The following is a 23215-nucleotide window of genomic DNA, read 5'->3' as shown; positions in this document are numbered from 1 at the left end:
CAATTTACAGCAGTTAAGCTGTCTGTTTTTCTGAATGTGTGGTTAAGTCTGGAGTCGAGTTTGAGCTTAAACATCGGAACTGCTGCACAGGATGATGGGCGGCAAGATGGTCGCCTTGTTGAAACAGTTTGTGTCTTAAACTGCCTTCGCTGTAGCTGGTTTTGTAGCGCCCACGTTGTTGTAATTCAGGAATAACATAACGAATAAAGTCTTGATGCGATTCTGGGGCAACTGTGCGGGTCAGATTAAAACCGTCAATGCCTGTTTCATCAATCCACTGAATCAGTTGTTCCGCCACAGCTGCACCACTTCCAATAATGAGGGGATAACGTCCACCCAAGACATGCTGTGCTTTTAAGTCGTTACGGGTAATGGTTTGTTCTTTAAACTTTTGATTGACCGAGGCAATACTATTGGTTTTTTGATAAGGAATCGCTTCATCATCTGCAAACTGGGATAAATCGATGCCTACTGAACTGGAGTAATGTGCTAAACCCGCTTCAGGGCTGGCATAACGAATATATTCTGCTAACTTTTCCTGTGCCAGTGCGTCCGTTTCGGCGGTCACAACCGTAATCCCGACAAAGATTTTTACCGTATCGGCATCGCGACCTTGTGTAACTGCGAGGGCACGAATTTTATCCACTTGTTGTTTGATTTTTTCAGGTTGGTCGCCACCAATGAAAATACCTTCAGCATGTTGAGTCGCAAAGGCCAAACCACGTGGCGAAGCGCCTGCCTGATATAAAACGGGGGTACGCTGTGGTGAAGGAGAGACTTGAAACACCCCCTGACTTTGATAAAACTGTCCCTGATGCTGAATGGCATGTACTTTAGCGGGATCGGTAAAAATACGCTGCGCTTTATTTTTCAGTACCGCGTCATTTTCCCAAGAGCCTTCCCAAAACTTATAGCAAAGCTCAAGAAATTCTTCGGCTTGGGCATAGCGCAGGTCGTGTTCTTTTAGACCCTTTTGTCCTACTAAACGTTCCGCGCTATCTAAATAACCCGTCACAATATTCCAACCGATACGACCTTGGGTTAAATGGTCTAAACTGGCAAAACGACGAGCAAATTGATACGGGTTCTCATAGCTTAAATTAACCGTAACACCAAAACCTAAATGTTGGGTTGCAGCAGCCATAGCTGAAACCAAGGTACTTGGATCATGACTAGGCAACTGGATCGATTCTTTCAGGGTTAAATCAATGCCATTCTGATAGACATCATAAACACCGGTAATGTCGGCAATAAATAGACCGTCAAATAAGCCTTGTTCTAGTGTTTGTGCCAATTCAGTCCAATAACTGAGTTCATTAAAACGGTGCGATTGATCTCGAGGATGTGTCCATAAACCATGATTGATATGTCCAACCGAGTTCATATCAAAGGCATTTAAAATAATCTTTTTTGGCGTTTGTTGTGTCATTACAAGGTCCCTCGACGTGGAGGGCGAATGCCGTTGAGGGTGTAATTGGCAATGAAGTAATACTTCCAGCGCGCTGCATCGTGCAGGGTGTGTACACGGGCGTTACGCCAAAAACGGTCTAAACCATCTGCACGCTGGCTACCACGGCTACCTGCCAGTTCAATCAGTTTGGACGATGCTTTGAGTGCTGTTTCACTGCTATGGGCACGTACTTTGGCAACATCTAAAGACGCTTGGGTAATGTTGTCTTCGCTGGGTTGTGGTTTGGCGGCATCGATAGAGCGAGCGGCTTGTTTTAATAACATTTCGCTAGCGCGAACATCTGCTACGACGCGACCTAATTCTAATAAGGTCAGTGGGTCTTGGGTTGCAGCATCGACACCTGAATCAATCCAAGGACGGGCTTGACGCACACGGACCAAGGTTTCTTCAAAAGCAGCACGGGCGATGCCTGTTTCAATTGCCGCATGCATAATTTGGGCAAAAGGACCAACCAAGGTGGGCTGTTGAAAGGCTTGATCGAAAGGAATCACATCTTCTGCAGCGACAAAGACTTGATGGAATTTGACCGTACCACTGCCTGTGGTGCGTTGTCCAAATCCCGACCAATCATCAATTAGTTCTAGGCCTTCACTATTACGTGGGATAAAGGCCAGAAACTCGCGGTTATGTGCATCTTTGACCAAGGTTGGAATGCGATGTGCGAACAAACTGCCTGTGCAATAGAATTTTTCACCATTGACGATAAAACCATTCGCTGTCGGAGAAATTGCAGTTTGTTTTTGTGCGGCATTCTTAGTTTTAAATTCTGCAAGCGCATTACCAAAGCGCGCACCTTGCAAGACTTCCTGATAAAGTTTTTGTTTTTGTTGTTCAGTACCTGTATTCCGCAGTACTTCTAGGGCGTAGAAATGATTTTGCGGGATCTGACCGATTGAACCATCCACACCACTCATAAGGGCAATAATCTTCGCCACGGTATAGCTTGAAACTTCAGCACCCCCATATTGTTTAGGTACCGTAATGGCCCAAAGTCCAGACTGGCTATAAGCTTCAATTTCATCAAAAGGCAAAATGCGCTCAGCATCGCGTAGAATCGCATTGTGCTTGAATTGTTCTGCCAAGGTATGTGCAATTTCTAAGGCTTCGGCATCGGATTGAATAATATGTGCGGGTGCAAGTTGCGCTGCCTGTGCAGGGGAAATGCTTTGAAATGAGGTCATGTTATTCTCCTTAAATCCATGCATGGCGGGCAGGTAATTGATGATTCAGGTAATAATCACCTAGCGCATGCAGTTTCCAACGCACTGGATCATGTAAGGTATGTACACGTGCATTACGCCAGTGCTGATCTAAATTGAATTGACTTAAACTCGAACGGCTGCCTCCGAGTTCGAGCAGTTTTTCAGAAATATTCAGTGCCGCATCATTGGCATAAATTTTGGCTTCAGCGACGAGAATAGAGGCACGTGCAGCTTGCTCATCGGTTACACGCTCAAGCTGATCTAGCTCATCTAAAAATTCTGCGGCGTCATCGAGCAGTAAAATAGCGGCTTCAAGTTGAATTTGCAGTTTGCCTACTTCTTGTAAGGTGTAATGCTCAAAGCTGGCTTTTTCCACTTGGGCATCGACAATTGGACGCGCTTTTTTGACGGTTGCCAGCGTATCTTCAAAGGCAGCCTCAGCAATGCCGACATCAATCGCGACTTGTAACAGTTGTGAATAAGCCCCACGATAGGTTGGTGCTGCCGTTAAGAGGCGTTCGTCAAAGATCAGGAAAGGATCAATTTCCACATGGTTCAGACGGACTGAGCCACTCGATGTAGTGCGTTGTCCAAAACCATCCCAGTCATCAATCACTTCTACGCCTTGCGCTTCACGATCTACAACCACCAGCACCACATGACCTTCAGGATGAATGGCTTTAATGGCTAACCAGTGGGCAAAGCTACTACCCGTTGAATAGAATTTTTCACCTTGCAGATAGTAGTGACCATTTTCAATACTCAAAATGGTGTTGAGTGTTTTAGAGTCTTTGGTATGGCGTTCTGGTCCACCATTGGCAAGGCGTTTACCCTCTAAAATTTGCTGAAAAATGAACTGCTTTTGCGCTTCAGTGCCCATCAAATCAATGAGGTAAAGCAAGCTAATTTGATTTTGTGGGATTTGTCCTACACTAGAATCGGCTTTATTTAAAATACGGAATACACGTGCCAGTGTTTTATTAGACACATAAGCACCGCCATATTGTTTGGGAATTCTTAAACCGCCTAAGCCTTTTTGGCTAAATTGTTCAATTTCTGCAAAAGGTAATACTCGGTTTTGATCGCGAGCATTGCGACCTTCAAGGGCAAAGTCCGCGACCTGATAAGCGGCATTAATTGCATCCTGATCATTTTCGATGATCTGTATGTTTTTAGAATTGATATAAGCCATGATGACACCTTTGAAACAATGTCAAAACGTTAATCGGTCTGTTATAGAAAATTAACTGACTGATTTCCATGTACTTATGAAAAATAATGTTTAAAACTTAAAGTGGTAAAGTTTGAATAAATTTAGATAAGTTAAGTGGTTGATTTTAATTAATAATTTTAATTATAAGGTTTTATGGGCTGTTCCAGAAATGGAGGGTTATCTTGTTTAAAGATATTCAAGACAGAAAATTGTATAACCGTACAAGGTTAAGTCGTAGTTATTTTGGGATAAAAAGGACATTGTGTTTCTAGCTTTGACTGACTAAAGTAACAGACTGAAAGCGTTGGTTTTCTGAATAAATCAATGTTCGTCTCATCTTTTGGAGTGTTTATGCGAATTTTATACCAGTTTCCTTTATCTCATTATTGTGAGAAAGCTCGCTGGTTACTCGATCATAAACAACTCGATTTTGTTGCGCAGAATCTAATCCCAGGTGTACATCGTGCTTTTGCACAACTCAAAACAGGGCAAAATAAACTGCCAATTTTACGAGACAATGAGTATTGGGTTGCGGATTCAACCCAAATTGCATTGTATTTAGATCAGACTTATCCTGAACATGCATTATTACGTACAGATCCACATTTAAGAGAAGTTGCATTAGAAATTAATGCTTTGGCGTCTGAGCTTGGCTTACATGTACGCCGTTGGGGTTTGGCGCAAAGTTTATCGGAAAGTGATGAAACCTTAGACATTATGATTGGTGAAAAAGGTTATCTACGCCAATTTGAGAAATTTTCTAAACCCATATTAAAAACACTGGTGTCTAAGAGTTATCAGCTTGATACTGAAAAAGTTGCTTATTCTAAGCATCAGATGGAACAACTGATTACCATATTGAATCAGAAATTATTAGAAAATGATGGGCGTTATTTTGTGGGTGAGCGTTTGGGGCTTGCAGATATTTCAGTCTGTTCCATGCTTGCACCTTTATTAGAAATAGCTGGAACCCCTTGGGAGCGTGAAGAAGACTACATTTCGGGTAGTTCTGAAGAGTTTTATATCTTCAAGCATCAACTTTTAGATTTACCTTTGGGACAATATGTACAGCGTATTTATTACACCGAACGCAATGCACGTGTAGACTGGCGCGGCATATAATCTTCTACGAACTACTCAAGTAAAAAAGATCGTTAAATATTACCTAAGAATGACATTTAATTTATATTCAAGGGTATTTATTGCATTGAATTTCTGTAAATTTATGGATTGATAAAAATAAGTAGCATACGCGACTTTATTTTTAGTGGAATAAACGAAATAATCGTTCTCGGATGCTGAGCACGTATCTTGCATAATTCAAATAACTCATACGTGGTTTTATTTATACCTTATTATTTTATTTTTGGAGCCAGTGATGGAATTAGACCGCTTTGACAAACAAATTCTGGAAATATTAACCCATGAAGATGTGAACCTGAATGAACTGTCAGAGCGAATTAATCTTTCTGTCAGCTCGGTTCATCGCCGTATTAAACATTTAATTGATACCAATGTCATGACCAATGTGCGTCGCGACATTAATTATCAAAAACTCGGCTTTAGCTTACATGTATTACTGCAAGTTTCTTTAAGTAAGCATGATAGCGATACTTTTTCCAAATTTTTAGAAGAATTAGAAAGTATTCCAGAAGTCATTAATGCTTTTTTGGTCACAGGGCAGTCGGCAGATTTTATTGTAGAAGTGATTGCACGCGATATGGAAAATTACAGTCAGATTCTCCTGAATCGGATTGGTAAGATTGAGCATGTGGTTGCCTTACATTCCAGCTTCGTCATTAAGGAATACAATGTATTTAACTGTCGGGGTTTATTGAATAAGGTTTAGATACTAAATTTTAAAGTCAGACCGATTACTCATCTAAGCAAGGTCATCGTCTACATACAGCAATAAAAAACGCGCCTATGAGCGCGTTTTTTTATTTTTTGAAAGATTACTCATCTAGCTGAGCTAAAACTTCTTCTGTAAATTCAACGTTTGTATAAACGTTTTGCACATCATCTAAATCTTCAAACATATCAATCATTTTCACGATTTTTTTCGCTTGATCTACATCGGAAATCAATGCTTTAGTTGAAGGGTTCATCACGACTTCAGCATTGTCAGATTTTAAACCTGCTGCTGTTAGCGCATCTTGAACTTCACCAAAAGTCTCAGGTGTTGTGATGACTAAAATTTCGTCTTCAGCTACTTCAATATCTTCAGCACCAGCTTCTAAAGCCACGTCCATGATTTTGTCTTCTAAAGAAACGTCTTCAAAAGTAATTTCACCGCGTTTAGTAAACATATAAGCCACTGAACCAGCAGTCCCTAAGTTACCATCGGTTTTAGAGAAACAATGGCGAACATCAGGCACAGTACGGTTTAAGTTGTCGGTCATGGTTTCAACAATAACAGCAACACCGCCTACGCCATAACCTTCATAAGTGACTTCTTTTAAGTCAGCATTTTCTTCACCACCAACACCGCGTTGAATAGCACGGTTGATGGTATCACGTGTCATATTTGCGACTAATGCTTTTTCAACGACAGCACGTAAACGTGGGTTAGATGCAACATCACCGCCGCCTAAACGGGCAGCTGTAACAATTTCACGAATGAATTTTGTGAATACTTTAGCGCGGCTCGCATCTTGTTTTGCTTTACGATGCTTAGTATTAGCCCACTTGGAATGACCCGCCATGCGAAATATGCTCCTTGTAGATTGGCCTTATGCCAAATCAAATTGAGCAGATTCTACCATAAGCCCTTTTTTTAGAGAAAGGGCTTAAGTTTGAGTTTTTAAACAATTGAACAATGCTATTGGGGTTCAGGAATAATAATGTCCAATCCCACATTTTCTTTATACAACTTTTGCATAAGTGCTAGGTCGTGATGAAGTTCAGTGGGATAAATTTTGCCAAAAATACCACCTTGTTTGGTTTGTGAGTTGGCATACATCAAAACAATAGGGACATTGGCCGCTTTGGCAATATGCCAAAATCCTGTACGGATGGGTTTGCGGACTTCACCATCTTTTGCACGAGTTGCCTCAGGTGCAATGACTAAATTAAATTTCTCGTGAGAGGCAAAAAGGTCGACCATTTGTCCCACAATATCTTGATTAGATTTACGGTCAACTGGAATTCCGCCAATAGCTTCTAGCAATGGTTTCAACGGGCCTTTAAACAATTCTTTTTTGATGAGGGTATGGATTTTAATATCGTAAATTTGGAACAAAGCGAGAGATAAAACAGCATCCATCATTGAGGTGTGTTCAAAACCCACAATCACTTGTTTGTTTTCGAGCGTATTGGGTTCTACGTGATATTGCCAGCCCGCAAGTTTAAATGCGGATTCGCCAATCATTTTTTTTAACATAGCGGATCTTAATGTTATGGGGTTAATCAAGCTTGCTAATGTCTGCTTATTTCAAAATAAGGTCAATAGCTGGAATGATGTAATTGCATATATAAAATACAAGTGTATATTTGGTTTTTTTGTTTTGTGATGGTGTTTCGGTTATAGCAATAAACTGCCATATTTATTGGTTTTATTGATCAATTTATTGAAAAAAAGTCTTAATTTATTGGAAAAATCACTATTCATTGCATTTAAACCATATTAGACTTTTGTCTTAGATGAAGTGGAACTTCATTGGATATCTGTCGTTTTACTAAAGCAAGTTTAGGATTGAACAATATGATGTATTTTTCCGCTTTTCTGTTGGTGTTTTTCTTTTTTTTATTGGTCGTGATTTGGTCTTTAATCGAATTTTATCTAGATTTTCGAAAAAATAAATCAGTTAAATCATAATGAATTAGACAATTTTCTGTATTTTTTGATCCATTGAGTTTAATTTTTATACACAAAGCTGAGCCTTACGACCAACGCTTTAAGTTGAAAAATAAGAATTTTGTTTAAACTAAAGAGTGAAGTAAACGTCAAAGTATGTCGTTTTACATTCAAGATTCATATATTTTTCCAATAATTTTTTATACTCATTTTAATTATTACATTTATAGTTTTATAAAAAATGGAACAACTGAATCCATCAAACTTAAAAGCAATTCTTCATTCAAAACGCGCAAATGTCTATTACCTTGAACAGGCTCGTGTCATGCAAAAAGATGGTCGGGTGCTTTACTATACGTAAATGGTGGTAGCTTTGTGAGTTCACTGCCATGTAGGCAGCTTAGAAAGTAATAACGGTATGGGCAAAAAGGCTGCACATAGGCAGCCTTTGAACTGATCTTAAAATGAATTAGAACGACACCATTTTCCCTGGATTAATCATCGCGCCAAGGCCATACATGCTTTTGGCAATTGGAATTACAATGGGTGCTAACGCACGACCCATCGGAATATTCATATGCTGAATTTTGGTCAGCATTTCAAAGTCATCCGATTGACCACAAAAGTCATCTGCAATGGCTTTACCAATGCGTACAGTTTGTGCCACGCCATGTCCACTCCAACCATGCACTGCATAAATTGGGAACTTGTTGCCAGACTTACGGCTATCAGTAGCACCATTCACGGTTAAGTCAGTTTTACCACTCCAAACAAAGTCGATCTCAACCTGCTTTAATTGCGGGAATACATGCTTAATACGTCCCAATAAATAGTCGTGAGTCTGCTGTGCATCCCAGCAAGAACCTGTACCTTCCCCCCCAAATAACAAGCGGTTTTGAGATACGCCACGATAATAGTCAATTTGGAACTGCGTGTCATACACTGGCATATCCGTTGGGAGTAACGCTTTTAAATCAAGTTCTAACGGTGCTGTGGTACACACATAAGTATAAAAAGGAATGGTGGTTTGTTTACGTTCTTCCAATAGTGTAAACGACGCATGATGTACCGCCATCACCACACTTTTACGGGCTTTAATTACACCGTTTGCCGTGGTGACATAAATACCATCGGCACGCTCTTGAATAGACTTTACTTCAGTTTGTTCATAAATTTTGCCACCATTTTGACAAAAACCATACGCCAAACCGCGGGTCAAGGCTAGGGGATGAATATGACCCCCGAGGTGATCTAACAAGCCGCCAAAATAATTTTCAGAATGAATGTGCGTACGCAATTCATCTTGGCTAAGCATCGCGGTGTTTCTTTCTTCTAAATATTCACGTGCTTGCATACCGTCACGCAAAGCATCTAAATGTCCTGAATGCACCGCAGCCGTGATATGACCACGTTTACGTTGCAAATGTAAGTCATATTTTTCACTGATGCCGTCAATTAACGACATGGCTTCAGTGGACGTGAAATGCCATAACTTTTTTGCATCTTCAAAACTAAAGTGCTCCGCCATGGTCTCGGCTTCCCAACGCGCCAAGCCCGGCGTTAGTTGTCCACCATTACGCCCAGAAGCAGCGCTGCCAATGCGGTTTTTTTCAACCAACACGGTGTCTAGACCTTGTTCTGCCAAATGCAGTGCGGTCGAGGTTCCTAATAGTCCACCTCCAATCACAAGCACATCACACTCGATATTTGCATTCAGCACATCAAAAGTATGCCAATCTTGCAATGAACTTTCATAGTAGTTGGCAGGGTGGTCGAACTGACCGCGTGAAGCTGCAATCCAGTTCCATTCTTGACCAGTTTGTTGATATTGGCTGGCCTTAAATGTGACATCGTTGAGTAAAATGGGTTTAGTCACTTCGATAGACATATGGAACTCTCTTTTTAAATTTGGTGAATAAGCTTAAGCATTGCTCAGGACGATGCTTTGTTTGCGAATTTTCTTGTACACAAACAACACGATGCCAACAGTTAGCCAGCCAAGACCAAAATGTAATGCACTGGATTCTAGATTGAGCCACATTGCAACAAGGGATAGTACAGATAACACAGGTAAACAAAGATTTAAGAAGAACGCTTTAAAACCTGCACGTTGCTTTTCATGCACATAAAACTTCATGAATACAGAGAAATTCACAGCTGTAAAAGCAATTAAGGCACCAAAACTGATTAAATTCAGTACGGTAGATAAATCTAAAAACATTGCTGTCAAAGAAACCATGCCGATGGCAAGAACAGAATATAAAGGTGTACCTAATTTTTGGTTGACTGAACCGAAGATGCCTTTATGGAAAATACCATCGCGACCCATAATATGAATTAAGCGCGCTGCACTGGCGTGAGAAGCTAATCCAGAGGCGACGGTATTCATGATCTGTCCAACCAAAAATAATGCTTGAAATAAGGCGCCGCCGACATATAAGGCAATTTCTGGTAAAGCCGCTTCGGGGTCTTTAAAACGCGCGTTATCTGGGAAATAAAGCTGAATAAACCATGATGCAGAAATAAAGATGAAACCGCCTATGAATGTGGTCAACATGACAGCACGAGGAATGGTTTTTTTCGGATCTTTAGTTTCGTGAGATAGCGTCGTTACAGCATCAAAACCTAAGAACGAGAAACACAGAATAGATGCGCCCGTAATTAATGGCACAATGCTGGTATCGCCATTAAATAATGGTTTTAAGGTCAGCACATGTTCATAGCCATTTGAACCAATGCCACTAATCACCAGATATATAAAAACCACAAGTAAGATTAATGGTACGAATACAAAGAGCAGGGAAAGGTTGGCAAGAATATGAATTCTAAAACAATTGACTAATGTGACTAATCCAGCAGCCACAAATACCCATGCCGCATAGGGCACTGCTGGCATTAAGGCATGGAGATAAATTCCCGCCAATAAGGCATTAATTAAAGGCAGCAGAATATAATCGAGTAATGAACACCATCCGACAAAGAAACCTGCCGAATTTCCACAACTTTCAGCGGTGTAGGTATAGGCAGAACCCGGACGGTCAGTTTGCTGGCTTAATCGAGCATAACTAAATGCCGTCAGCAACATGGAAAAAAGTGCGAAGATGTAGGCGAGGGGAACTCGACCATTGGTGATGTCTGACACAATCCCAAAAGTGTCAAAAACAGTCATCGGGGTCATATAAGCAATACCCACAATAATCACTTGCGCTAATGTGAGTTTGCGAATGTTAATACTGCGATTGTCCATGTATTAAAACCTGTAAATCGTTTTAAATCATTTGGAAAAGTCATCCATGACTTAAAAAGCTGTAAATAAGGTATAAATGTTTACAGAGCGCAGTACTCAAAGAACTCATTTCTTTAACTTCCACGCTCTAAACATTTGTTTTCAACACGCTATAAAGGCAAGTTTAGAGTTGAATGATGAATTTATCTTGCTTCTTATGAAGAAGAATTAAGCTGCATTACGCTTTTGGCGCAGTTCAGCCGCATGCGCAATTGCATCATTCTCAGGCGCTCGTGATTTGCCATAAGGTTTTGCAATAAACATGTAGAGCAGACCACTGACAATTACGAAACCTAAACCAATCAGTACAATCCAACGGTCAAAGAAAGAAGGAACATCGGCAGGTTGAGCAAGTAGATAAATTGCAACCACACCATATGCCAGAGCAAGCGCATTGATTGGTAGACCCCAAGCACCAACACTCCACTCACCCGCAGGTTTCCAGCCTTTTAAGCGGTTTTTCAGCGCGGCAAATACAACCATTTGGAAAGAAACATAAATACCGATGACAGCAAAGGCAGTGATTCGCGCCAAGTTATCGGGTGAGAAATACACCACAACACAGAAAATTAGCGGCAACAAGCAGCTTAAAATCATGGCGTTATCAGGTACATTTTGCTTCGATAATTTAGCAATCCATTTATTTCCAGGCAGCATTTGGTCACGTGCGAAAGAGAACAAAAGACGGCTAAGGGCAGCTTGTAAAGACAAGATACAAGAGAGCATCGCGATGATGGCAATCACAATAAACAGATTTGCACCATTTGTACCCAATGTATCACGTAAGATAAATGGAATAGGATCAGTCACTTGACCATTTACAATCGCTTGTAAGTTTGGTGATGCAAGTAAATAACCTAATACCGAAACCATTGCAGAGATACAACCGAATACAATACTCAAAATCATGGCCACTGGAATTTGGCGACTTGGATTTTTAACTTCTTCAGCGACGTTACCGCAGGCTTCAAAACCGAAGAACATGAATAAGCCAAGTAGTGATGCAGAGAAGAATGCTGTGGTATATGAACCATCTTGTGCAAGAACGCCCATGGTATCAAATACAATCGAGAATGGTTGAGCACGGTGGAAAATCAATAAGTAGATTCCCAACGCGATTACGCTCACAATTTCACACCAGAAACCGATTTTAGCAACACGTGCCAGGTTTTTGGTACCAGACATATTCACAACCATACATAAGATTAACAATATGATGGTGGTCAATAAACAATTCATTGCCGTTGGTTCATATTGGAATAATGAGGCGACAAATCCTGCGCTATATTCCGCAATAGAAGTCACGGTAACGACCAATGCCCAAAGATAAACCCATGCAGCCATCCACGCATATTTTCTTCCCCATAGACGTCTCGCCCAAGGGTACAGTCCGCCAGTAATTGGATATTGTGAAGCGGTTTCACCAAATACGATTGCAACCAATAATTGACCAAAAGCGGCAACCATAATCCACCAAATAGATGGAGGACCAGCAAGCGTAATCGCAAGTGCAAAGAGTGAATAAACGGCTGTTAACGGTGATAGATAAGTAAAACCAAGTGAGAAATTCGAGATCAATCCAATTGATCGTTCAAACTGTGAATTTTGGACAGACGATGAATTCGTCTCTTGTCCTACATTTTCACCTATAGGAAGGTCATTCATGCAATTTCCTTATTTAGCAATAAAGTTCAATACCTAAGTATTAAAATTTTCCCAATCCTGTTTTGGGAGCGTGGAATATTCTAGGTATAAAAGGTTTTTAATTCGAATCTAGAAAATTTAATCCTTTGATGAAGATCAATAAAATTTTCTGTTTTAAATGAAATTCCTTTTCTGCAATTTGAGATTCAATACCATTTTTTTCTGATATGAATAATTCAAATCGCTATACATTTACATAGCCTAATTTGTCTTTTTTTATAATTACAAACGAGAGCCAATTTATTAATTTTAGCAGGAGCCAATTTTTTTTAAAATAATTTTTTTGCCATAATATTATGTAGTTTTTTATTTATTTATTTTTGATGTTATTATTTTTATAATTAATTTTAATTGATGAAAATCAATAACTTAAAATATTTAATATTATGTAAAAATGTAAAGTTAAAATAAAAATGTAAAGTTTAAATGAAAAAATGTAAGTATATTAATTTTAATTTCAGGGTGGGTTTATCTTGGTTCACGTTTAAAATATTCTTGACAAAAAAAATCATAAATAATAAATAAGAAATTGTGGTGAGTAGATAGATATTTTATTTGAATTGCTGAATAAGGAAATTGCATGACAGACCTACATATTGGTGAAAATTTAGAACAGGCGAATGGATTTGTTCAAATGCACGTTAAACAATTAAAGCATTTTATTAATGGTGTATTTGTTCAAACAACAGGGGTTGAATTCTTTGATTTAATTAGCCCTGTGAACGGTCAAATTTATGCACAATCGCCAAATGCGACACAACAAGATGTGGATTATGCCTATAAGTGTGCAAAAGCTGCATTTAAAGTTTGGAGACGCTCAACGCCTTCAATGCGCCAAAAAGCATTATTGAATTTTGCAGAGGCATTGGAAAAAAATGCAGATCAACTTGTAGATACACAGAGTGTAGAAACGGGTCAGCTTAAACACATGATTGCGGCTGAAGAAATTAAAGCCTCTATTGATCACATCCGTTTTTTTGCGGGTGCAGCTCGCTGCTTAGAAGGAAAGGCAACTGCTGAATATTTAGATGGTTTTACTTCAAGTATCCGTCGTGAACCTATTGGGGTTGTAGGTCAAGTTGCGCCTTGGAACTACCCATTATTAATGGCAGTTTGGAAAATTGCGCCTGCTTTAGCAGCGGGTAATACCGTGGTATTAAAACCAAGTGACACCACGCCAAATAGTACTTTGCTACTTGCTGAAATTGCTGCTCCGTTTTTCCCTCAAGGTGCCATTAATGTCATCTTAGGTTTGGCTGATGCAGGTTCAAAAGTTGTTTCTCATCCAGTGCCTGCAATGGTGTCGATTACTGGTTCAGTTCGTGCAGGATTACAAGTGGCTGCTTCAGCGGCAAGCAATTTAGCAAAGGCGCATTTGGAACTTGGTGGTAAAGCACCTGTGCTGGTATTTGATGATGCTGATCTTGAAAAAGCAACAGATGCAATCAGCATCGCTGGCTTCTTCAACGCAGGACAAGACTGTACCGCAGCGGCACGCGTTTTAGTCCAAGAAAGCATTTTTGATGAATTTGTAGAAAAAATGGTTGCTAAAACCAAGCAAATTCACTGCGGTTTACCTGATGACGAAACAGCTTTGTTTGGTGCCCTCAATAACCAACGCCAGCTTGTACATGTGAAAGGCTTTTTAGATCGCTTACCTGCGCATGCCAAAATTGTGACTGGTGGTAAACAAGTGACTCAGTACGATGGTTACTATTTCGAACCGACCATTATTTGTGGTTTAGAACAGCACGACGAAGCCATCCAAAATGAAATTTTTGGCCCAATCGTGACGATTCAAACCTTCAAAGATGAAGCAGATGCATTAGAAAAAGCCAATGATGTTGAATTCGGTCTCGCTTCAAGTGTTTGGACCAATGATCACAGCCGTAGTATGCGTTTTAGTCGCGATCTAGATTTTGGTACGGTTTGGGTCAATGCCCATATTCCGCTTACGGCTGAAATGCCACATGGTGGCTTTAAAAAGTCAGGCTATGGCAAAGACTTATCAAGCTATGGCTTTGAAGAATATACCCGTATTAAACATGTGATGAGTGCTTACGAAGATTAATTTTCGGCATGATGCAGCTGCAATCATCATTTAACTAACATATTTTTTCTAAAGGGAATACAAATGAAAAATATTTTACAAGCACTTATTTTAGTTCCTGCAATCGCGGGCGTAACAGTTGTTCATGCAGCTGTACCACCTAAGCAAGTTGTTACATCATATATGCAAGCTTGGAATCAACATGATGCCAACAAAGCAGCCTCTTATTTTGCTAAAGATGGGATATTTTATGATGCTACTGTAGGCACGCCACAAAAAGGGCAAGTAGCAGCACGAGATAACGTCATCAGTGTATTTATTAATGCTGTGCCTAATTTGAAATGGGAAATGACGAGTGCTCCAATTGTGAGTAAAGATGGTATTTCTTTCCAATGGCGCTTTACAGGGAATAACACGGGTGCATGGAGCAAAGATACCCCTGCAACGAATAAGCCAATTAACTTTGAGGGTGTAAGTTTTGTTCGTGTTAAAAACGACAAAATTGTTTACCAAGGTGACTACTACGATGCTGCTACTTTGAATAAACAGCTAGGTTGGTAATTCATTAGACATAGCCCAGACGCTACTGCATATCATTTATGCTTTTATGAATGAGTGAAGTTGAGTTTGGGCTATGTGTTTTTCATGGTCATGGAATTTCATCTTTCGGATATGACTCGCAATTTTTGAGTGAGAACAAGTAGTAGAAAAGCCAATACAGCATTTGCAAGGCCTCAGTAATTTAGAGTAATTGCTATACACTATGACAAGCTCAAGCAGATCTATAAAAATTCAAAAAATGAAGCTGGATACGATTTCAGCAAACTATGCATATGATTTAAATTAATAATTCTATCGGGGATGTGCTTTGCTATAATCCCGAGGCTTTTTAATATATGACAATTGTATGAAATTAAGAATTTTATTTGCTTCGACTTTATTGTTAGGTTCAACTCAATTTTTAGCAGCAATGCCTGTGGATCAATTATTAGGCTCATGGAAGGTAATTGATGATAAATCAGGAAATTACATTGCAGAAATTGCAATTCGTAAGAATTCTAAAACTCAACAATATAATGCAGCCATCACTAAGTCGTATGCATCACCGGGTACAGTAGCGACAGATGTCTGTATGAAGTGTACAGGTGCATTAAAGAATCAAAACTTGTTTGGTTTAGAAATCCTCACGAATATGCAGGCAACATCAAAAAATAAGTTTAATAATGGGGTATGGGTTAATCCACAAAACGGCCTTGTTTATATTATTAATGCAGACCTAAGTAATACTGGTGAGCAAATGAAGGTTTTTGGCAAGTCAAAGTCTGATAACACCACGACCATCATGACTTGGAAGAAATTATAAATAAGTATCTGAATGTGGCTGTCGTAAACCACGGTTGTTGATTTCTAAAAAACCATCAATTGATGGTTTTTTACATGGATATTGGTGTGAACGAGCATTAATCCATGAGATATATATTGTGATGATGTCTGCAAGATGGGACTATTTCAAGTACGGGGAACGATTCTTTCTATATCCTCCAGAGCAATAGTAATTCGCTCACTATCATTTGACATCAAGACAAGACAGAATACCTTCTTCTTCTAAGCTTGTTTTATAAGCCCCTAAAACAATCTCTTCAATAGCATTCATTGCTTCTCTTAATTTCCTTTCGCTGACCTGATAGCCTACAGTTAGGTCTCGATGATCATCTATTGGGGACAGCAGGCGCTTAATGGTGTACTGCCCATAATCAAGGTTTTCTGCAATAGCACCAAAGGTTCTACGCAGATCATGGAAGCTAAACTCTATGCCACAGGATTTATTGATTTTCTGGCGTACTTTGGAAATATTCATAATATGACCCGAGGTAGCTTTGGCAGATGGAAAAACCCATTCATTTTTGGCTTGAGCATAACGTTTTTTCATGAGGGTAAATAGAAAGTCACCCATAGGCAGGCTGTGTGGCACACCATTCTTTGAATCTGTTGAGGTGATTCGACCATGCTTTAAGTCAATACTGGTCCAAGGCAACGATTCACATTCTTCACGTCTAAATCCTGTAAGAATCAAGGTAAGTAGAAAATCTCGATTGGTTTCTTGCTGTTGACCACGGTCTTTATATTCAAATACCGCTTTAATCCAGTTAGGTAGTTGATCCTGATGAATATAGGTTTTACGGCTGCGAATTTTATTCCAAGCTTTTTTAGCATTTAGTGTATTTATCGGATTATCTTGATCCAAAATAGATTCGTTATTTTCATCTCGATAATGCTCAACTGAGTAATTATAGATGGCTCGGAAAACACGCATCGCCATATTTGCTTGAGCCAAACTTCGTTGTGACAATTCAGAATGTTTTGCCTGAATCATAAATCTAGAGATTTTATCCAGTGTTATGTCATTCCAATCCTTTAGGTAGTTATCAACAACCATCGTGTAGTCTTTAATTGTTCTAGGCTTAAGGCGTTTATATAAAAGGTAATGATCAAATGCTTGTTTTAATGTTGGTTTAATTTTGAGTAAATCTGATTTTAATTTTTCTTCAGCAATTATTTTTCTTTTAACTTCATTTGGATTGATGCCCTGAGCCATCAGCGCAAGTTTGTCTCTGGCTATATGACGCGCTTGGGCTAGGGTTAAATTTCCATGTAGACCAATTGTTGAGCGTACAGTCCTACCAAGGACTTTTTTCTCAACGATATAGGTTTTGCAAGTAGTATTGACCCGAATAGCAAAGCCGATCAAATCACTGTCTCTATAGATAGCAGGCGTCATTTCGAGTTGATCAATAAATGTCTTTGTTAGCTTTACTCTTTGAGATGACATCGCTAGAATCGCTATCAATTGCAATATTTAGCAATATAGCACAATATTTTCTAGCGTCTACTATGCGTCTACAAGCAAAAAATACTTGCTCAATAGGGAAATGTTAGATAGTATTGCTGCATAGCCAAACTATTGAATATAATGGTTTTGCAACAGTATAGGGCCTATAGCTCAGTCGGTTAGAGCAGCGGACTCATAATCCGTTGGTCCCCAGTTCGAGTCTGGGTGGGCCCACCAAATTCAACCTCGTAACTCATTGAGTTATGAGGTTTTTTAATGTCTGCTATTTTTAGACCATCGGATTTTTCGGTCTATTTTGTGGTTCATCCGTTCGATAGTCCGACGGTGTAAGTGTAAGTTTTCGGCTTTTTTTGCACTGTTTTGTTTTTTATTCTGCACTATCTAACAATTTAATAGATAGTGCAGTAATGTCGAACTGTTTCAATGAATGGCTGTATCGGAATAAGTTTGATTTCGATCATGTTTGCCTTTTGCCCGAGCATATTATTCAATATTGTGATCAAACCAGATCGATAAATTTCCTTAATTGATTAAAGCTTGATTGTAAGTAGACCAACCGCTGATACGGTAGATTTTAGGTGTCTGCTTATTCATTAAAGAATTATATTGCTGAATAAAAACTTTCGAACGGCTTTGCACAACAAAGCCTAGCCAATGAAAGGGATAGTATGTTTTATTAATATAGGCTATCAATTTTCTTAGGTACTAGAATCTGCTCTTCATGCGGTGCAATTAAGGAGGTAGATACACCTACATTTTTTCTAGCCAATAATTTATCAACAACAGGATTCATTTTTGTTTCAACCGACTGCCATTTCATCAGTGATAGCCCGCCTTTGCCTTTAAGTTTATATTCAGCCTCACCTATAGGTTGCCCATTCTTATAAATTTTTAGTTCAGCCCATGATAAATATGTAATGCCATCCCATGAGCGGCGAGCAGAATATTGCAATTGGTGTGTACATTTTCGTGCTTCGTCTGCATTTAGAACTCTTGTTTTTACACCATAATATTGAATACGTTTTTCTATAACAGGAACGAAATCGTTAATAGTTACTGCTGGATTTAAAGCAATACAAATTTCATTGATAGCATGCACATCATTAGAAGCAATTGGTTTGACTTGAACACTGGTACACGCTTGTAAACAAAGTAACATTAACGAGCCTAATAAAACTTTTTTCATTCTAAACCCCTCAAAAACTAATTTTAAATCTAATGAAATTGACCAAAAGATGTTTTATCTACATTTTGAAGAAACAGAGTATCTCTTTAATTATAAGCAGCGTAATTTGTACCTCAATTTGCTTAAACTATCGTGAAAATCCTCTTTAGCTTGCTAAGCCCCTTATAAAATAGTTCAGACCATAAAAAAGGAAACCCGCATGAGAGTTTCCTTTTCATTCTACTGATTGTGGTGTTCGGTGCCGAAAATAACGCATCACATGAGCCACTTATCTTTAGGGCCATTATCTATATATTCCCAAAATTGATGCACTCCATTATCGTGAAATTTGAGGGTAAAGGGTTTATCGGTGACTAGCTCAGTTACACAATTTTGATATGAAACAACAACTTTCGCAAAAATTTCATTATCCTTATTTTGATAAAAGTTTATTGTTGGACTTAGGTTTTCTAGGAAATAACAGTTCTCTGGCAAAAATACCATTTGCTTTGCAGTATCAATCGCTTCATGGCGATCTTTGTCAGAAAAGAATACATCGAAATTCATGAGCTTTGAGCCTCTTTTTCTTATTCCTTTCTTTATTCTAGAAGCATATGTGAAAAATGCAAACTAAATCACATTAAATTAATATAACGATACATTAATCGTGTAAATTGGTTTTTAAGTAGAAGTGATATACATTTTTTTCGTGTAAATTTATGAAGTTACAATTAATACGCTTTATTTTTTAGTTAGTTTTTCTTTGTTAAATTGTGATGTATTTATCATTAACTTATAATATATTGATAAGAATCAACATATGTGTTAAAATTTGAGCTAATTTAGGCAGTTCGAGGTTGTTATGATCTTTTTTGATGGAGAACAAGTTTTCCCTGATCAAGCAAATAGCTTTAAGACTTTCTTAAAAAAATATCTTAGTGAACAAGATGGCGAACACTTATTAGAAGAAAAATCTTTTGTTTATGATGCTGAAAATGATGAATTTCTTGAATCCGATATTCAAGCATTCTATTCACTCTGGTCTGCAATTGTAGACTAGTAAAAACCGCCTGAAAGGCGGTTTTTTATTGGGACTATAGAACGTGATATGAATTAGTAGCAGTAAAACCTTAAAATTGTGAATTTCTTTTTTGGGGTTATAATGCACCAAACTGCTGCCAAGTCTCACCGTTATGCAAAGAATGATAATAATTTTGTAGTTCAACCAAATCATAATATTGGCTATAAGCGACAAGCAGTAAACCGAGAATGAGTCCAATTTTAAGATAAACAAGTCTGATTGGGTTTTTATATAAATTATCCAGTCCAAAAAAAGTCAAAATTAAAGCTGGAATCAGTACAACCGCTTTTAAATGGTTTAAAAAATCGAGTCCATGTGTATATAGTAGCCCAATAATCAGTAGCACAAGCCCTAAACTGGCATAGATACGGCTGTCAAGAGAAGTGCGTAAAGCAAAAATACATTGAAGCATCAAAATCAAACTGGCAAATAAATAAAAAGTAGTTCCGCCAATAATGACCGTATAAATGGCATTGAGTACGCAATACGCCAATATAAGAAAGATAATTAAAAAGTAAATTAGCGTATAAAGGCGATGGGTCAATTCGGTTGTTTTTGCCATAAAAATCAATCCTTATCCTAACTCATTACGCATAAAATAAGCATAGGCATATTCTCTGTAAGCTTCTATTTTTCTGTTGTAAGTATTGTATATTTCTCATGACTTAATGGTGTTTTTAGTAAATTTCTAGTGAAAAAGAAGCTGATTAAACAGAGGCTTAAACAAATACTTCCACCAATAAATAGGACAGGAGTAACGGATAAATATTGCGTTGTAATGCCCTGAATTGGTTCCCCGATGTCGCCAATATTCCATTTAGGGCGGCAAATCGTGCGAACGAAATGCATCGGAGCGTAAAAGAAACATAATTAAAAGCAGTAACGACGGTAAAGGTCAAAAGGATGAACCGAAGTCCATCCTTTTGTATTTAGATTAGAAAGGCTTATTGTGCTTTTGCTACAGCAGCGGTTTCGTCATTCGCAGCTTTTGCCATAGGTGTGTATTTCAAACCTAGGGTCGTACTAGTGTACTGGCGAACTTGGTCAAGAAGGACAGGATTGGTGCTTAACTCCTGTTGGTACGATTTTACAATTTCATGTAATTTCGGGTTCCATTGGCCTTGTACTTGTTGCGGGAATGCTTTTTCAAGCAAACTCAACATAATATAAGGTGAAGTTGATGCACCAGGTGAGGCACCCAATAATGCGGTTACAGCACCATCTTTAGACGCGAAAATTTCTGTACCAAATTGCAAACTTGCAGGTTTTCCTGGTTCTTTCTTAATGATTTGAACACGTTGACCACCTTGATTTAAATGCCAGTCTTCTGGTTTTGCATCAGGATAGTATTTTTTCAATTCATTAAAACGATCTTGATCAGACATCATGACCTGACTTACTAAATATTTGACCAAATCAAGGTTTTCCATGCCGACAGCGGTCATTGGTAAGACATTGTTTTTCGTGGTCGATTTTAATAAATCAAGCTGAGAACCTTGCTTTAAGAATTTATTCGAATAGGTCGCAAATGGTCCAAAGAGCACATATTTTTTACCATCAATATAACGGGTATCAATATGTGGAACAGACATTGGCGGAGCGCCTAATTCGGCACGACCATAGACCTTGGCGGTATGACCTGCGGTGACTTTAGGATTGTCTGTCATTAAGAACACGCCACCTACAGGGAAGCCAGCATATTGTTTTGCTTCAGGAAGATCTGTCATTTGCAAGAGTTTAACTGCTGCACCACCTGCACCAATAAACACAAAACGAGTTTTGACATGATTGGTCGCACCTGTTTTCAAATTCTTGAAAGATACAGTCCAAGTTTTGTCATCATTTTGGCTAATACCAGTTACTTCTGTAGAGGTTCGCAGTTGGAAGTTAGATTGCTTTTTAAGGTGATCGACCAATTGTGTGGTGATTGAACCATAGTTCACATCCGAACCCACATCCATGCGTGTAGCAGCTACTTTTTGTGTTGCATCACGGCCATTCATCACCAAAGGTGCCCATTGTTTAATTTCGGCAGGATTCTCAGAGAACTTCATGCCGTAGAACATTGGGTTTTTAACCATGGCAGCATAACGTTTTTCTAGGAAATTGACGTTGTCTCCCCATACAAATGCAATATGAGGAACAGGGTTAATAAAGCTATTGGGTTTGCCTAAAACACCTTGTTTGACTTGGTATGACCAGAATTGTTTTGCAACTTCAAACTGTTCAGCAACTTTTACAGCTTTGGTAATGTCCATTTTGCCATCTTTTTCAGAGGTATAGTTCATTTCCATAAAGCCAGAGTGACCTGTGCCAGCATTATTAAAGCCATTTGAGCTTTCTTGGGCAACTTGATCCAGTCGTTCGTACATACGAATTTGCCAGTTTGGCTCAAGTTCAGTCAAATAAGTACCTAGGGTAGCGCTCATAATTCCGCCACCAACCAAGACTGCATCAACGACAGGTTCATTATTTGAGGTTTGAATTTTTTTAGACACAGTTGGTCGGAATAAAAAAATCAATACTGCAAGCAAAAGCAGTACGATAAATACCGCGAGGTATTTTAAAAAAGTTTTCATGCGATTTAGACCTTGGGAGCAGGTGTTGGCATCGCTTTAGAGCGAATAGAGGGTAATAGCAAAAATAAAAAAGAGGTTGACGGAAATGGTGGCAAACTAAAAGTTCAGAAGAGAGGGAGTGAAATACATGAATCCTTAAGACTAAGAAAAAATGTACCTTTTAGTTTAACCACACATTTCCAATCGGTTGCCATTTTAGACGAAATAAGTATTGACTCAGTAATTTTTATTATAAATGTTGATATAATATCTATAAATTTGAGTGATGGTTAATTTATTTTTTATGAATTTCAGTGATTTAGAGTAAATTTATTTCTTCTATAAATCAATGAACTAGAGTTTTTCTCCAATATAACCCTGTTTTTACTGTCAGTACAGCATAATACCTCCGCAAAGATAATGCGAAAATACTGAGCTATTAAAAGAATGAAAATATATTCAAAATATATCTAGTTATAATACCTAATAAATATAAGGAAATAATAAGACCACATGAATCGATCTCAATAATGGTGGTTTGCTTGATATTCAATGAAATAGACGATGCAGTTCCAAGCGATTGGGAATCGGGTACAGTGATCATGCTAAAGCCTGTCAACCACGGATTTGCGCCGCCATTTTTTCAGTCATCATAATGGTGGTGGCATTTAAGTTACCCGTGATAATCAGCGGCATAATCGAAGCAACGACCATTCGTAAGCTTGACATATCATGTATATGTCCTTCCGATCTAACACAGACATTGCAGCTTGAGCCATTTTACAATGACAGAATGGAGGGTATTCGTCCCAACATATTGTGAACGCGGCAACTGGGT

General features: G+C 38.7%; 20 protein-coding genes, 1 tRNA gene and 3 pseudogenes. 9 read left to right on the top strand and 15 right to left on the bottom strand.

Going from position 1 to position 23215, the window contains the following annotated elements; translation table 11 throughout:
- Positions 1-13: 13 nt before the first annotated feature.
- Genes E0H94_RS06680 through E0H94_RS06670 form a run of 3 tightly spaced genes read right to left on the bottom strand, consistent with a single transcriptional unit; the run spans position 14 to position 3865 of the window.
- On the bottom strand, positions 14-1429 hold the full coding sequence (locus E0H94_RS06680) for an LLM class flavin-dependent oxidoreductase (protein ID WP_131325692.1): 1416 nt from the start codon (positions 1427-1429) through the stop codon (positions 14-16).
- Positions 1429-2652, bottom strand: a complete 1224-nt coding sequence (locus tag E0H94_RS06675) for an SfnB family sulfur acquisition oxidoreductase (protein WP_131325691.1) — start codon at positions 2650-2652, stop codon at positions 1429-1431. Before E0H94_RS06675 ends, E0H94_RS06680 begins: the two co-directional genes overlap by 1 nt.
- A gap of 10 nt (positions 2653-2662) precedes the next feature.
- Positions 2663-3865: an SfnB family sulfur acquisition oxidoreductase gene (locus E0H94_RS06670; protein WP_131325690.1), complete on the bottom strand. Its 1203-nt coding sequence runs from the start codon at positions 3863-3865 to the stop codon at positions 2663-2665.
- A gap of 372 nt (positions 3866-4237) precedes the next feature.
- Here E0H94_RS06670 and E0H94_RS06665 point away from each other — a divergent pair, with 372 nt between their 5' ends.
- Together E0H94_RS06665 and E0H94_RS06660 are read left to right on the top strand one after the other, a co-directional pair.
- Entirely contained in the window at positions 4238-5008 is a 771-nt protein-coding gene (locus tag E0H94_RS06665) for a glutathione S-transferase family protein (protein WP_131325689.1), read from the top strand.
- Between the two features lie 256 nt (positions 5009-5264).
- Entirely contained in the window at positions 5265-5735 is a 471-nt protein-coding gene (locus tag E0H94_RS06660) for an Lrp/AsnC family transcriptional regulator (protein ID WP_116762633.1), read from the top strand.
- Positions 5736-5841: 106 nt separating this feature from the next.
- On the opposite strand, the gene E0H94_RS06655 is transcribed toward E0H94_RS06660, so the two are convergent.
- A complete protein-coding gene (locus E0H94_RS06655) occupies positions 5842-6591 on the bottom strand; it encodes a YebC/PmpR family DNA-binding transcriptional regulator (RefSeq protein ID WP_131263667.1) in 750 nt (249 codons plus the stop codon).
- A 116-nt stretch (positions 6592-6707) separates the two neighbouring features.
- Entirely contained in the window at positions 6708-7268 is a 561-nt protein-coding gene (locus E0H94_RS06650) for a 1-acyl-sn-glycerol-3-phosphate acyltransferase (protein WP_131325688.1), read from the bottom strand.
- Between the two features lie 655 nt (positions 7269-7923).
- Between E0H94_RS06650 and E0H94_RS06645 the strand changes: the two are divergent.
- Positions 7924-8040, top strand: a pseudogene (locus tag E0H94_RS06645) (subtype I-F CRISPR-associated endonuclease Cas1); the annotation flags it as partial.
- 111 nt (positions 8041-8151) lie between these two features.
- Here E0H94_RS06645 and E0H94_RS06640 read toward each other — a convergent pair.
- The 3 genes from E0H94_RS06640 to E0H94_RS06630 all read right to left on the bottom strand — a co-directional run bounded on the left by E0H94_RS06640 (position 8152) and on the right by E0H94_RS06630 (position 12633).
- The gene (locus E0H94_RS06640) at positions 8152-9570 is read right to left on the bottom strand and encodes an NAD(P)/FAD-dependent oxidoreductase (RefSeq protein WP_165495591.1); all 1419 of its coding nucleotides are present in this window, start codon (positions 9568-9570) and stop codon (positions 8152-8154) included.
- A gap of 33 nt (positions 9571-9603) precedes the next feature.
- Positions 9604-10929: an APC family permease gene (locus E0H94_RS06635; protein ID WP_131325687.1), complete on the bottom strand. Its 1326-nt coding sequence runs from the start codon at positions 10927-10929 to the stop codon at positions 9604-9606.
- Between the two features lie 207 nt (positions 10930-11136).
- Positions 11137-12633, bottom strand: a complete 1497-nt coding sequence (locus E0H94_RS06630; RefSeq protein WP_131325686.1) for an APC family permease — start codon at positions 12631-12633, stop codon at positions 11137-11139.
- Between the two features lie 673 nt (positions 12634-13306).
- Between E0H94_RS06630 and E0H94_RS06625 the strand changes: the two genes are divergently transcribed.
- The 3 genes from E0H94_RS06625 (at position 13307) to E0H94_RS06615 (ending at position 16085) form a co-directional block, all read left to right on the top strand.
- Complete coding sequence (locus E0H94_RS06625) at positions 13307-14743, top strand: gamma-aminobutyraldehyde dehydrogenase (protein ID WP_131325844.1); 1437 nt, start codon at positions 13307-13309, stop codon at positions 14741-14743.
- Between the two features lie 63 nt (positions 14744-14806).
- Positions 14807-15283, top strand: coding sequence for an ester cyclase (locus E0H94_RS06620; protein WP_131325685.1), 477 nt, complete (start codon positions 14807-14809; stop codon positions 15281-15283).
- Positions 15284-15629: 346 nt separating this feature from the next.
- Positions 15630-16085 carry a DUF2147 domain-containing protein gene (locus E0H94_RS06615; RefSeq protein ID WP_131325684.1) on the top strand — a complete coding sequence of 152 codons (456 nt, stop codon included), beginning with the start codon at positions 15630-15632 and terminating at the stop codon, positions 16083-16085.
- A 204-nt stretch (positions 16086-16289) separates the two neighbouring features.
- Here the strand turns inward: E0H94_RS06615 and E0H94_RS06610 are convergent, their stop codons facing one another.
- Complete coding sequence (locus E0H94_RS06610) at positions 16290-17552, bottom strand: site-specific integrase (protein ID WP_131325683.1); 1263 nt, start codon at positions 17550-17552, stop codon at positions 16290-16292.
- A gap of 160 nt (positions 17553-17712) precedes the next feature.
- On the opposite strand from E0H94_RS06610, the gene E0H94_RS06605 reads away from it, so the two are divergent.
- Positions 17713-17789 (top strand) — tRNA-Ile (locus E0H94_RS06605).
- A gap of 270 nt (positions 17790-18059) precedes the next feature.
- On the opposite strand, the pseudogene E0H94_RS06600 reads toward E0H94_RS06605, so the two are convergent.
- From E0H94_RS06600 to E0H94_RS06590, 3 genes and pseudogenes are all read right to left on the bottom strand, one after another.
- A pseudogene (locus tag E0H94_RS06600) lies at positions 18060-18167 on the bottom strand (IS5/IS1182 family transposase); the annotation flags it as partial.
- Between the two features lie 82 nt (positions 18168-18249).
- Positions 18250-18759 carry an Sbal_3080 family lipoprotein gene (locus E0H94_RS06595; protein ID WP_131325682.1) on the bottom strand — a complete coding sequence of 170 codons (510 nt, stop codon included), beginning with the start codon at positions 18757-18759 and terminating at the stop codon, positions 18250-18252.
- Between the two features lie 255 nt (positions 18760-19014).
- The gene (locus E0H94_RS06590) at positions 19015-19305 is read right to left on the bottom strand and encodes a hypothetical protein (protein ID WP_131325681.1); all 291 of its coding nucleotides are present in this window, start codon (positions 19303-19305) and stop codon (positions 19015-19017) included.
- 295 nt (positions 19306-19600) lie between these two features.
- Here E0H94_RS06590 and E0H94_RS06585 point away from each other — a divergent pair, with 295 nt between their 5' ends.
- A complete protein-coding gene (locus E0H94_RS06585; protein ID WP_131325680.1) occupies positions 19601-19798 on the top strand; it encodes a hypothetical protein in 198 nt (65 codons plus the stop codon).
- A gap of 97 nt (positions 19799-19895) precedes the next feature.
- On the opposite strand, the gene E0H94_RS06580 is transcribed toward E0H94_RS06585, so the two are convergent.
- Complete coding sequence (locus E0H94_RS06580) at positions 19896-20381, bottom strand: hypothetical protein (protein WP_131325679.1); 486 nt, start codon at positions 20379-20381, stop codon at positions 19896-19898.
- A 382-nt stretch (positions 20382-20763) separates the two neighbouring features.
- The gene (mqo, locus tag E0H94_RS06575; RefSeq protein ID WP_131325678.1) at positions 20764-22398 is read right to left on the bottom strand and encodes a malate dehydrogenase (quinone); all 1635 of its coding nucleotides are present in this window, start codon (positions 22396-22398) and stop codon (positions 20764-20766) included.
- 12 nt (positions 22399-22410) lie between these two features.
- Between mqo and E0H94_RS06570 the strand changes: the two genes are divergently transcribed.
- On the top strand, positions 22411-22671 hold the full coding sequence (locus E0H94_RS06570; RefSeq protein WP_131325677.1) for a hypothetical protein: 261 nt from the start codon (positions 22411-22413) through the stop codon (positions 22669-22671).
- 321 nt (positions 22672-22992) lie between these two features.
- Here the strand turns inward: E0H94_RS06570 and E0H94_RS06565 are convergent.
- Positions 22993-23180 (bottom strand): annotated as a pseudogene (locus E0H94_RS06565) (GMC oxidoreductase); the annotation flags it as partial.
- Between the last annotated feature and the right edge of the window lie 35 nt (positions 23181-23215).

Source organism: Acinetobacter sp. ANC 4173, assembly GCF_004331255.1.
Taxonomy (GTDB): Bacteria; Pseudomonadota; Gammaproteobacteria; order Pseudomonadales; family Moraxellaceae; genus Acinetobacter.
Note: the sequence above shows the minus strand (reverse complement) of the source record. Positions and strands in the feature narration are given on the sequence as shown.